At 43.6% G+C, this 12660-nt stretch carries 8 protein-coding genes; all 8 read right to left on the reverse strand.

Translation table 11 applies throughout. From position 1 onward, the window contains the following. Positions 1–17 precede the first annotated feature (17 nt). On the reverse strand, positions 18–746 hold the full coding sequence (locus ACLOAU_RS25035) for a rhodanese-like domain-containing protein (RefSeq protein WP_427864648.1): 729 nt from the start codon (positions 744–746) through the stop codon (positions 18–20). 19 nt (positions 747–765) lie between these two features. Beyond that, the gene (locus ACLOAU_RS25040) at positions 766–2241 is read right to left on the reverse strand and encodes a RagB/SusD family nutrient uptake outer membrane protein (RefSeq protein WP_427864649.1); all 1476 of its coding nucleotides are present in this window, start codon (positions 2239–2241) and stop codon (positions 766–768) included. Between the two features lie 53 nt (positions 2242–2294). Beyond that, complete coding sequence (locus ACLOAU_RS25045) at positions 2295–5351, reverse strand: SusC/RagA family TonB-linked outer membrane protein (RefSeq protein WP_427864650.1); 3057 nt, start codon at positions 5349–5351, stop codon at positions 2295–2297. Positions 5352–6020: 669 nt separating this feature from the next. Continuing rightward, positions 6021–7763 carry a sensor histidine kinase gene (locus ACLOAU_RS25050; protein WP_427864651.1) on the reverse strand — a complete coding sequence of 581 codons (1743 nt, stop codon included), beginning with the start codon at positions 7761–7763 and terminating at the stop codon, positions 6021–6023. A gap of 50 nt (positions 7764–7813) precedes the next feature. After that, positions 7814–8938: a sensor protein KdpD gene (locus ACLOAU_RS25055; RefSeq protein ID WP_427864652.1), complete on the reverse strand. Its 1125-nt coding sequence runs from the start codon at positions 8936–8938 to the stop codon at positions 7814–7816. After that, positions 8938–10014 (reverse strand): porin, encoded by a 1077-nt coding sequence (locus ACLOAU_RS25060; protein ID WP_427864653.1) that lies wholly within the window; start codon positions 10012–10014, stop codon positions 8938–8940. The genes ACLOAU_RS25055 and ACLOAU_RS25060 overlap by 1 nt, the downstream gene beginning before the upstream one ends. A 21-nt stretch (positions 10015–10035) precedes the next feature. Next, positions 10036–10596, reverse strand: a complete 561-nt coding sequence (locus ACLOAU_RS25065) for a K(+)-transporting ATPase subunit C (protein WP_427864654.1) — start codon at positions 10594–10596, stop codon at positions 10036–10038. A gap of 20 nt (positions 10597–10616) precedes the next feature. Next, positions 10617–12656, reverse strand: coding sequence for a potassium-transporting ATPase subunit KdpB (gene kdpB / locus ACLOAU_RS25070; protein WP_427864655.1), 2040 nt, complete (start codon positions 12654–12656; stop codon positions 10617–10619). Positions 12657–12660: the final 4 nt, after the last annotated feature.

Genomic DNA, 12660 nt, shown 5'->3' on the forward strand with positions numbered 1-12660 from the left:
TTCGATGTTGTTTGTCGTTATTTTTTACTTTGATATTTCAAAAATGTGTCAGGTAGCAGCGACCAGTTTTCGCCTCTTTTATTTCTCCACAACTCCCTGCCACTTTTATATAAAACCACAGCCGGCAATGCTTCTGCTATTTTTAATTGTGCCAGCAGCGGGGCATCCCGGTCTATATCAAGCTTAATGATCTTATATTCAGGATGCCTGGTGGAAAAGGAATCGATAATGCGGGAGACTTTGATACAAGGCGGACAATAGGCCGAAGCCACGTCTACAACTACAACAGAGTCGGTTGCGAGGTTTTGTTTAAATAAAGCAACATTGGCGGCTTCACCACCCGAATAAAACGGGAGCCCTGCGGATATCCATGAAGCGATACCGCCATCCAGCGCGTACACGCGGGCATAGCCTTCCCTTTTCAGCTTTCGGGCCAGCTGAACACTTCGCCCATTAGCAATGGAATAAAGCAGGATTACGGCATTGCCGCTTTTAGACAGCTTCAAAACCTTTTCAGGCAATACCGAATCTATTAAGACCGCATCCCGGATATGCGTTTTATTATATTCTTCTTTTGTTCGAACATCAAATATGAAGGAGGTATCAGCATTAGTTGAAAAATCAATATACTTTGCCGGAGACACCAGTAAGCCGGTATCCGGCTGCTGTGCCGATGTTTTCACGGTAAAGAAAACACAGAACAGGTAAAGTATTATTTTTTTTGAAGAATCTAAGTAACTACCCATAATAGTAATTTTATCGTTATTAATAGTTGATCCAATCCGGATGTTGTTTTAGCTTCGGATTCAAGTCAAGCTCCCGTTGCGGTGTGGGGAAATGAATATGGCGCGGCGCGGCCTGGGTCTTACCCGCAGCTTTTAGGGTACTTACATAATACTCTGCCCCGCGCCTGGAAAGATCAAACCAGCGCTGGTATTCAAACACCAGTTCCTTTCTTCGTTCCTGGAATACAGAGTCTCTGAATTGCGCCTGGTTTAAAGACGGTGCGACAGACTGCAATGTCGCGATCCGGGCACGTGCCCTTACTTTGTCAATGGCCCAATAGGCCTGGGTATTGGGAGCCCCGTTTTGCTCGTTTAGCGCTTCCGCATATATAAGCAAAACTTCGGCATATCTTATAATCGGCAAATTTTTTGAAGACTGGCCCTGGTTCCCTACCACGGCTTCATCATAATACTTATGAAACTGAGGCCTTGTCAAGGTATACAATTTCCCATCAACCGGGCTCACCATCTGGCTTACAAAAGTCACCTGGCGCCGGGCGTCGTTAGCTGTAAAGCTTTGGTACAAATTACCTTCCCAGTGCAGGGCATCAGCGTAATCTCCATTAATGCCCGGTATATCAGCCGGGGCTGACCTGCTGGCCAGGCTGTTTCCCTGGTAACCGGCATTACCTAAAAACTGAGCCGAAAAAATGTGCTCTATTCCATTCTTTTTAGCAACTGAAAATACATCGGCAAATTCGGGAAAAAGATCATAGCCTTCCGAGTCAATCACTTCTTTACTTTTCTGAACAGCATTGGGCCAGTCTTTTTTAGTAAGGTATACTTTTGCCAAAAGGCTTTTTGCAGCGCCCGAAGTAGCCCTTCCAATATCTGCGGCCCCATAAGACTTCCAGGCCGGAAGCTGCTCTGCGTTTTTAAGGTCTTCAATAATCTGATTATATACTTCGTCTTCTGTAGCCTTGGCTACATACAATGCATCTTCTGATAAAGAGGGCGTTTCTTTTATGACAATGGGAACACCTCCAAACCATCTCACCAAATTAAAATAATGAAGTGCACGTAAAAATTTAGCCTCATTAATTAGTCGCTGGCGAACCGTTTCATTAATCCTGCCCGCATCCATAGCTCCTATTTTATCTATGGCCACATTAGACGCATTGATGGCACTATAGCTTTGCCTCCACAATTCCTGCATACGATCGTTAGATGCATCATGCGTTAAGCCGGAAATAGCACGTACATGGGCATTGCGGGCCCTGGGTCCTGCCTCATAGTCATCAGTGGCCATTTCTACTCCTATTTGAAACAGGCTGTTATAGATAGACTGCCCGCTTTCGTACAATTTTCTATATACGGCAGTAACAGCTGCCGTTGCCTCTCCTTCATTTCTGTAAAACTGGTCAGCAACCACAAATGACTGCGGCACTTCATCCAGTTTAGAGCAGGCCCATTGCATGCTTACCAATAGCAGCAAAAACAGATATATACGTTTCATCATCATATTTTTATAGGACAACTGTGTTCCAGCCACCCCTGGGTTTAATAGTATTAAAGAGTTATTCTTAGTCCGGCGACTACACTTTTAGCTAATGGATAGATTCCTGAATCGGTGCCGGGAGAAACATTATTGCCGGAAGTAACTTCCGGATCAAACCCGGTGTATCGCGTAAACGTATGCAGGTTTTGTCCTGTAACATAAAAACTTACAGATGATATACGGATCCGATCCAGCAGGGAAGCGGGAAGTGCATAGCTTAAGGTGATATCTTTCACACGCAGAAAGGAGCCATCTTCAACAAACCGGTCAGAAAAAATGGGGGCGGGATCCAGCTTGGCACGGGGCATGGTTGTAGAAGGATTTTGGGGTGTCCATCTTTGCAACGCGGCGGTAGATGCATTCTGTTGTCCGGTAAACATCTCCAGGGTTTGCCGGTTGCTATTGATAATTTTATTTCCATAAGTTCCCTGCAGGAATAAGGACAGATCGAAGCCCTTCCAGGAAAAAGTATTAATAAATCCAAAAATAAAATCAGGTTGAGCATTACCAATTATAGCCCGATCGGCCGCTGTTGTAAAAGTGCCGTCTCCATTGATATCCTTATATAAACGGTCGCCGGCCTTGGGGGTGGCATTACCGGTAAACTTACCTTTTTCGGTTTCTTCCCCGGTTTGAAGAATACCATCAGTTACGGTTCCATAAAAAGTGCCCAATGGCTTGCCTACCTGTATGATGTAATTACCAGACACATATGATTGCGCATTATTGCCGATTTTAGTTACGCTGTTACGGTTAAAAGAAATATTGAAGTCACTGTTCCAAACAAAATGTCCGGCAATATTTTTACTCTTCAGCCCTAATTCCAATCCCCTGTTTTCAACCGACCCGAAGTTCTGCAATGAACTGGCATAACCGGTTGTCCAGGGTATCTCAACATTCAGGAGCAGGTCGGTTGTCTTTTTATAGTAAGCATCAATAGAAAAGCTAAGCCTGTTGTGCCAGATCCCCAGATCCAGCCCCGCATTATACTGGTATGTTTTTTCCCATCCCAGGTTATCATTGGCGATCCGTTGAGGAGCAAACCCGTTGATGATATTACCCCCTAAAAGATAATTGAGTGTATAAAGCGTTGCCAGCGACTGGTACTGTCCTATTTCAAGATTACCAGTTGTTCCGAAGCTTGCCCTGAACTTAAGATCGCTGATGGCACTTTGCAGTCTTTCAAAAAAACTTTCATTACTAATGTTCCAGGCAGCAGACAGGGAAGGGAAATTACCCCATTTATTATTCCGGCCAAACCTGGATGAACCATCCCGCCGTATACTTGCCGTAAGATAATAAAGACCGTCATAGCTATAACTTACACGCGACAGGTATGAGTGTAATACCCAATCAAAAGTGTTTGAAGTAGGTCTTATTAATACAGAACCGCTTTCCAGGTTATTATAACTAAGATCATCAGTAACAAATGCCTGGCTACCTGCAGTGAATCTTTCATTAGCCGACTCCTGTTGTGTAAAACCAACCAGGGCTGTTAATGAACTCTTACCAAATTCCTTCGAATAGGTAAGTGTATTTTCATTTAACCACGAGTAGGTAGTAGCGTTGCCTAACGAGGCCTGCCCACCGGTAGTAGCCCCTTCGTAAATAGTAGAAGGAATATAATATTTCTCTTTATCGTTATTCACATCTGTTCCTAAAAGCACTTTTGCCTTCAGCCCTTTTATGACCTCATATTCTGCATAACCCGTTCCCAGGAACCGGATAGTGGAAAGCTTATTCTGCGTTTCGTTAAGCGCAGCAATGGGATTGGCAAAAATGTTTTCAAAAGGATTTCGTAAAGTGTAACTTCCATTGGGTTCATATATGGTAGCGGTAGGAGGCATAATTAATAACGACCCGATGATACCAGGTGGCGCAACATTAGCATCTGCCTTACTGGCGGTAATATTGGCGCTGATAGTAAGCTTACTGATTGGCTTCGCATTAACGTTAGCGCGGATAGCAATTCTGGAAAAATCGGTATGCTTCAAAATCCCTTCCTGAAAGTTGTAATTTCCAGACAGGAAATACTGGGTATTATTACTTCCACCTGAAACTGAGATCTGATGATTCTGCATAGGGGCCTGCTGAAAAGCCTCGTTCTGCCAGTTGGTCCCTTCTCCTAACGCATCAATTTGCTGTTGGGTCAGATACTGAAACTGCCCTCCTGCAGGCCGGCTGTCAAACAACACTTCATTTCTCAGTACCGCAAACTCCTTTGCATTAAGTACATCTATTTTCTTTTGCACATTCTGAATCCCGAATGATCCCTCATAGCTGATGGCCCCCTTTCTCGGACTACCTTTTTTAGTGGTGATAATAACAACACCATTAGCTCCTCTCGATCCGTAAATTGCTGTTGCTGCTGCATCTTTAAGTATATCAATACGATCAATATCCGATGGGTTAATACCAGCCAGTGGATTGACGCTCGCACCTCTTGTTACGCCGGTAGTATTACTGTTGTTGTAAACAGGAAAACCATCAATTACATACAGCGGCTCATTTCCGCCCTGCACTGACGATCCGCCTCTTATCCGAATACTTACACCACCACCTGGCTGGCCGGAAGTTTGCGTAACCTGTACACCCGACGAAGCACCTTTTAGTGCCTGGTCAATAGAGCTCAGGGGCTGCCTGATTGCGGTTTGCGAAACAGAACTAACGGCACCGGTGAGATCTGTTTTCTTCTGTGTACCGTAACCCACCACTACAACATCTTCCAGCTCGTTACTGGCAGGCTTTAACCTTACCGATACAGGCGATCCGCCAGCAAGCACAATTTTCTTATCGTACCCTATAAAAGTTATAATAATATTATAAGGAAATTTCTGGCCTGTACGTAATACAAATTGACCTTTTTCATTGGTTGTCGTTTGATTGGTAGTGCCTTCAATATTGATATTGGCCCCATCCAAAGGAAGATTCGTTGTTTCGTCAACTATAGTACCTTCAAGAACCGAATTAATAGTAGCAGGAGTTTGCGCCTGCGCGGGTAACGCTATAGTTAGTAGTATCCATCCGGTTATTATATACGTTAAAAACTGGTTTACTCTTCGGTACATTGTGTTTTAAATTTATATGCCGGAAGGCTTATGGACATAACAAGCCAACCAGCCCTGATCGATCATTCGAAGGGGTGAATAAAGGGAGTATAAAATGATTGAAAATAATCAGCAAAAGGCCCTCCGCACCGCCTCCATAACCAACCACCGATTATAGTGACAGGTAAAGAGGTGCCTTTTGCTGATTGCAGCAAGATTTGAATATCGGAATGATATAGCTAACTGATGTGTTGCTTAACAACAGCAACAAAACATGCTTTTTATTTTACTTGAACACACCACCCGGCCAAAGACATGGCCGTTTTGTGAGCTGGTCACAAGGTTTACTAGCTTAGTCATTATATTTTAGTTTAGATATACAGCTGCCGGTGGTTAACAGCTACTAGTCTATAATTTAGGTAGACAAATATACAGCGTTTTATATTACGGTTAACATATTCGGTATATTTTTTTTGTTTCTGTAAAACAAGGTTTAGCAGACATACATAAATAAGGCCTGATAATAAACAGGTATCAAAATTATTATTACATATAGTTTACCTTTCCCTTCCAGCCAGTGGAGGCACTGGCCAGGGCTATGCTGAGGTTTGGGTCTCACAAGCCAGTCGGATGCATTTTTCAATAAAATTGATGCGGTTTGTTATGAGTGACAGCGGGATTGAAAATCAATTACGCTTGCTTTGCCCCGGTTATGTTTAATGTAAATGAAAAGCAACTTCCAAGTCCCGGTTCGCTGCTTACCGAAAGAACTCCTCCCTGTGCCTCAATAAACTCTTTGCAAATAGTCAGGCCCAGACCGGTACCTTCTGTTTTTTCGTTCGGCATACGAAAGTAACGGTCAAATATTTTCTCTAAAAACTCAGGAGCTATTCCTGGTCCACGATCCCTCACTGAAAAGACTATTTGTTGATCTTTCTGCTGAATACTCAACTCGATTGGGTCGCTATCCTTTGTATAACGAATTGCATTAGACAATAAGTTGGTTAATACCCAAGCCGCCTTTTCGCCATCGGCCATAACCACTGGCAGGTCGGCTGCAAATATGGTTTCTATTGTCACCTGCTTTTGATCGGCTGCAGCTTTAGTTGCCCGTAAAGCATATTGGGCAATTTCGTAGACTGGTGTAGGCATCATTGTCATTTGTATCATACCACTTTCAACCTGCGTTAAATTCAACAGCTCCCCTGTTATCTTTAACAGCCGGCCGGCATCCTCACTAATACCATTCACCAACGATTGTTGCTCATCATTTAGCACGCCAACCTGCGCATTGCCTAATAGCTGCAGCCCCATTTTAATAGATGCTATAGGTGTTTTTAACTCGTGAGATACTGTTGCAATGAAATTGGTTTTAGCAATATCCAGCTCCTTAAAAGGAGTGATGTTTTTTAAGATGATCACCTGCCCGATAAACTGGGGCTCGTCTTCGCCGGTAGGCGTAATATTGATATCAACAATTTCCTTTTCGAAATAACTTTCTTTTTGATCGGCATAGATTTTAATCGGCGGTGTACTATCTCCAGCTGTTCCAGGTTGCAGGATAGCCTGGGCTATCAACCTCACCAGGTCGTTTTGAATCGCCACATCCTGTATATTCTTCCCCACCAGGTCCTCCCGTTTCAGCCCGGTTAATATAAGCGCTTCATCGTTGGCGAACAGCACTTTTCTTTTTTCATTAATACCGATCACCGCATCATGCATGTTATTGATCAACGTTTCGATCCGTTTCTTTCCTTTCAATATTTTGTCGATCTTACTATCTGAATATTCCTGTAGTTTTTCAGCCATTACATTAAACGACTGAGCCAGTTCTCCAAACTCATTGGCTTTATCAAAATGCACCCGCTGGTTATAGTTTTGATTGGCGATCTGTCTTATACTGGAAGTGAGCTGTTTGATGGGATTAGCTATACTTGAAGGCAGATTGATTAATAAAACAAAAGCAACAATAAAACAAAGAGTTCCCACTACCGAAATAACGAGAATCGCATTTTCTGACGTGGTCGTAGCCAGTTCGCTTTTATGCTCTATGGCTTCCATATTCAACCGCATCAGCTCCGAAATATCTTTTCGGATAAAAGACTTCAAGCCTTCTTCAGCGGTATTTTTTTGTAATTGCGTAAAATGATCAGCAATGCGCAATGTCGTTTCTTTTTCACCCGGCTCGGTTACATTTTTTTGCTGATCCTGCAGGTTACGGCCAAAAGCTACCAGGGCAGTGGTATCCGTGCCTACATCCTCCAGTGCCAACAGCATATTACGACCATACTCCAATGTATTGTAATTGGCCTTCAATATATTGGCCGTATCTGCCTTTAACTGGTACACATATCTGCCACTGATCAATGCCAGCAGCAAGATCATCAGGAATAATAGCCCCACACCGATTGTCAATTTGGCCTTGATTCTCATCCGTATTTATTTTATGCTCATCTTGTTTGATGAATGCTTCAGCACTCATATTATGATAAAATTACAAGATCGATATTGTTGCAGGACAACTTATTTAACAGCGCCTGGAAAGTACCTGTGGAAATGATAATACCAAACAAAGAGAAATGAGGTTTACCGATACAAACTGTTGTGATCTGTCGTTCTTCACACTGTTCCATAATAGCCCTTGCCACGTTACTTGCTTCTACCTTGATGATTTCAGCACCTAACTCGGTGGCCAGCTTAAAATTATTGATCAGGTGCCGTTGTTTATCTAACGCAATTCTGTCAGCGTTCTCGCGGGGCGTTTGTACATACAACAGGAACCATTTACTGTGATAGTAATTGGCCAGGCGGGCTGTTTTACGGATTACCAGGCGGGCCGTTTTTTCATTGGTTCCAATACAGGCCATAAAGCGCTCATGCCGCAAGGCGTTCACTTTAGTTACTTCACTTTCTACCTTATGCTCTACATGCGATGCCACTTCTTTCAGCGCCAGTTCTCTTAACTGTAAAATATGATCGCCTTTGAAAAAGTTATTCAATGCCGCATCAATCTTAGTCGCTTCATATATCTTACCCTCTTTTAGCCGGGTTATCAACTCATCGGCGGTCAAATCGATGTTAACCACTTCATCAGCTTTATTCAATACGCTATCGGGTATCCGCTCTTTTACCTCTACTTTGGTAATTTCCTTTATTTCGTCATTCAGGCTCTCTATATGCTGGATATTTACAGCGCTGATCACATTGATTCCAGCTTCCAGTATATCCATTACATCCTGCCAGCGCTTGCTATTTTTGCTGCCCTCTATATTGGTGTGTGCCAGCTCATCTATAATTACCACTTCCGGCCTGAGATTGATTACAGCCTGCATATCCAACTCCTCCAACTCCTTACCCTTATAAAAAAGCTTTCGCCTGGGAATGACAGGTAGTCCGTCCAGCAAGGCATGTGTCTCCTTCCGGTTATGGGTTTCAATATACCCTATCTGAACATCCACGCCGTTTCTCAACAGGGCATGGGCCTCCTGCAGCATCCGGTAAGTTTTGCCTACACCGGCACTCATGCCAATATATACTTTAAACTTTCCCCTCTTCGACTTCCTGATGAGATCGAGAAAATGTTGAGCGGTATGATTACTATCTGCCATTAAAAAGCAACAGCTATTGAAGTGGTGATAAAATAATTATGGTAAGAAGGCTCATTCTCCTTTACAAAGATCTTATCCTTTGATGAAAAACCGCGCGCTTCTACCCGCCACATCGCATTAGGTAACACCAGGAAATCATAGTTGAGCGAATAGCCCCAGGTTTTAAAACCCTCAGGTGTACCAGTTGCAATGATCACACCGTTTTTATCCTGGTAATATTCTCCCCTGGCCGAAATACTATGCCTGGGCGCCGGGCTTAGCTTAATGACCATGACAGGAGTATACCAGGTATTATAACTTCTACTCCCTTTTGCTTTTTGTTCAGCCCCTATATCTAAACCAGCGGTAATCCCTAATTGATCTGTTAGCTGGAATACACCATAAAGATTATGGAAGTACCGCATCTGTCTGATACTATCCGGCTTGTCGTTACCGATAAAAGAACTGCTGTTAAAAGTAACCCTGCTATTGGGTTTGTAAGTCAGCTGGTGTCCGAACGCCAGGGTATTATTACCGTCTACCCTTTGTATCCGTTGCCAGCCGTTCAATACCAATCCGCTTATCAGCCACTTCCCATTATCAGTAGTATAGGATAGTTTCGCACCAGTTTCAAAATAAGGCGAGTTTTCCGCAAAAAGACTTCTTGTTAAAGTCCAGTTATCCTTTCCTATAGCACTTTCAAAACCCAGATGCGATGAGAATACGCCTGCATCTATCCATAGTTCTTTATGCCTGGATATTTTAACACCGGCGTTGGCTTCGTAAATATTTTTCAATACACCCGGCTCGGCCGAGTAATTGGCATTCATATAGGTACCGGTTGCTAAAGCGAGGTTCGCTCTTACATTGCTGTTTTGATAGGCTGCTTTAATTAAACCCAGGTTAAGATTAACTTCATTGTGGCGGTTATGCGAATATATAAACGATGGCCTGTTGTGATTGGACGGGCGCGCCAGGTCGTATGTATAATAACCCTCCAGGTATCCGCTAACCGTTAATGCAGACCGGGTGCTATCTTCCTGTGCGAATCCATCCATACCAGCCAACAGCATTCCTGCCATTAAAATCTTTTTCATTTGATATCGCTTTCCTGTTTACTATTTTAATTGATCTAATGCTATATTCAGCTTTAACACATTGATTCTTTCCGTTCCCAATAAACCCAGCAGGGGCTTTTCAATACTTTGTATTACCAGCTGTTGCACCCTGCTTTCATTGATCCCACGTATTGCAGCAATCCTTTTTATCTGTATCCGGGCAGCCTGCACAGAAATATGCGGATCAAGACCACTCCCGCTGGCAGTAACCAGGTCTGAGGGTATATCTTCTTTCTGAATTCCGGGATTGTGTACAAGAAAAGTATCGATCCGTTGCTGAACGGTTTTCAAATAGTCAGGATTGGAGGGACCTTTATTGCTTCCCGCCGCACCTGCTGCGTTGTAGTCAACAGCAGAGGGTCTTGACCAGAAGTACTGATCTTCCGTAAATTTTTGTCCCACATTGGCATAATATTTTTTACCATTTTCATTAATCGTTTCCCCACCGCCCTTACCTGGCGTAACCTGCGCAAGCCCTAAAACAATCAATGTATAAATGCCGCAGAAAAAAACAAGACACACCAGCGTAAGCCTGATAGCAGGCATTATATTTTCTTTCATTTTTATACTTATTTAAAGAATTATTGAATAAAGAGAGACACGACCATATCGATCAGTTTAATGCCTATAAAAGGAACAACGATGCCGCCCAGGCCATATACCAGCAGGTTTCTTCTAAGCAGGGCGCTCGCTCCGATAGGTTTATAAGCAACTCCCCTCAAAGCTAATGGTATCAACAGCGGAATAATAATAGCATTAAAGATCACCGCTGAAAGTATCGCAGTCTCAGGCGAGTGCAGGTTCATGATATTTAAACCCTGCAATGCCGGGATGGAGGCAATAAACAACGCAGGGACAATAGCAAAGTACTTGGCTACATCGTTGGCAATACTAAAGGTTGTCAATGTGCCTCTTGTCATTAAAAGCTGCTTTCCTATTTCAACTACTTCGATCAGTTTGGTAGGATCATTATCCAGGTCCACCATATTACCGGCTTCCTTTGCCGCCTGGGTACCGCTGTTCATCGCCACGCCTACATCTGCCTGTGCCAGTGCAGGCGCATCATTGGTTCCGTCGCCCATCATGGCCACCAACCGTCCTTCCGACTGCTCTTTGCGGATATAATTCATTTTATCCTCCGGCTTCGCTTCTGCTATGAAATCATCAACCCCTGCCTTTTCAGCAATATACTTTGCTGTTAACGGATTATCACCGGTTACCATTACAGTTTTAATACCCATTTTACGTAAACGTTCAAAACGCTCCTGTATACCTGGCTTAATGATATCCTGCAACTCTACCACACCCATTACACGGTTATTCTCAGCAACCACCAATGGTGTTCCTCCGTTACTCGATATCATCTGTACATTTTTTACCGCGTCGCCGGGAAATGAATTGCCAGCTTTTTCTACCAGTTTACGGATCGCATCTGCAGCGCCTTTGCGGATCTGGTTTCCGTCATAATTAATTCCAGAACTTCTCGTTTCTGCAGTAAACTGTATATACTGTGCATCAGGAACCAGGTAGGCTTTCACATCAACACCCGCCAGTTCAATAATCGACTTACCTTCGGGTGTTTCATCAGCCACGGAGCTCAATACAACTGCTTTTATAAACTGCTCCTTTGTTACACCATCAACCGGATGAAAATGTGTAGCTTTCCTGTTACCAATGGTAATGGTACCTGTTTTATCCAGCAGCAGTACATCAATATCGCCCGCGGTTTCTACCGCCTTACCACTCTTGGTGATCACGTTAGCTCTTAAGGCCCTGTCCATACCGGCAATACCAATGGCAGACAATAAGCCACCAATGGTGGTAGGAATCAAACATACAAAGAGAGAAATAAAAGCTGCTATAGTGATAGGCGTTTGTGCGTAATCGCCAAACGGTTTCAAGGTAACCGTTACGATAATAAACACCAGCGTAAAGCCCGCCAGTAAGATAGTCAAAGCAATCTCATTAGGTGTCTTCTGCCTGCTGGCGCCCTCTACCAGGGCGATCATTTTGTCGAGAAAACTTTCGCCCGCCTCGGTAGTCACTTTTACCTTTATCTTATCCGACAAAACTTTAGTACCGCCTGTAACGCTGCTTTTATCGCCACCCGCTTCTCTTATTACAGGTGCACTTTCGCCCGTAATGGCGCTTTCATCAATAGTAGCCAACCCTTCGATAATCTCTCCATCTGATGGGATAATGTCTCCTGCTTCGCAAAGAAACACATCACCTTTTTTAAGCTGTGAGGAGGAAATTATTTTTATCTCATTCACATACATTTCTCCCACCGGCTGTATCAGGCGTGCAGGTGTTTCTTCACGGGTCTTACGCAAACTATCGGCCTGGGCCTTACCTCTTGCTTCTGCAATCGCTTCAGCGAAATTGGCAAACAGAAGCGTCACCAACAGTACGGCGGTAACAACTATATTATAGGTCAGGCTTCCCTGGCTTTGCTCACCGGTTGCGATCCATATACACACACCGGCCATAACGAGTGTACCCACCCATACGGTAAACATCACCGGATTGCGAAACATCTTTGCCGGGCTTAATTTGATCAGGGACTGTTTCAGCGCTTCTTTCACCAGGCTGGCCTGAAACAGTTTATTATTGGTTTTCATTTTA

It is taken from the genome of Paraniabella aurantiaca (genome assembly GCF_050309965.1).
GTDB lineage: Bacteria > Bacteroidota > Bacteroidia > Chitinophagales > Chitinophagaceae > Niabella.

What these genes read in the sequence shown, in the direction of transcription:
- kdpB (WP_427864655.1), bottom strand. Translation starts at nt 12,656, where the DNA reads ATGAAAACCAATAATAAACTGTTTCAGGCCAGCCTGGTGAAAGAAGCG.
- ACLOAU_RS25060 (WP_427864653.1), bottom strand. Translation starts at nt 10,014, where the DNA reads ATGAAAAAGATTTTAATGGCAGGAATGCTGTTGGCTGGTATGGATGGA.
- ACLOAU_RS25065 (WP_427864654.1), bottom strand. Translation starts at nt 10,596, where the DNA reads ATGAAAGAAAATATAATGCCTGCTATCAGGCTTACGCTGGTGTGTCTT.
- ACLOAU_RS25055 (WP_427864652.1), bottom strand. Translation starts at nt 8,938, where the DNA reads ATGGCAGATAGTAATCATACCGCTCAACATTTTCTCGATCTCATCAGG.
- ACLOAU_RS25040 (WP_427864649.1), bottom strand. Translation starts at nt 2,241, where the DNA reads ATGAAACGTATATATCTGTTTTTGCTGCTATTGGTAAGCATGCAATGG.
- ACLOAU_RS25045 (WP_427864650.1), bottom strand. Translation starts at nt 5,351, where the DNA reads ATGTACCGAAGAGTAAACCAGTTTTTAACGTATATAATAACCGGATGG.
- ACLOAU_RS25050 (WP_427864651.1), bottom strand. Translation starts at nt 7,763, where the DNA reads ATGAGAATCAAGGCCAAATTGACAATCGGTGTGGGGCTATTATTCCTG.
- ACLOAU_RS25035 (WP_427864648.1), bottom strand. Translation starts at nt 746, where the DNA reads ATGGGTAGTTACTTAGATTCTTCAAAAAAAATAATACTTTACCTGTTC.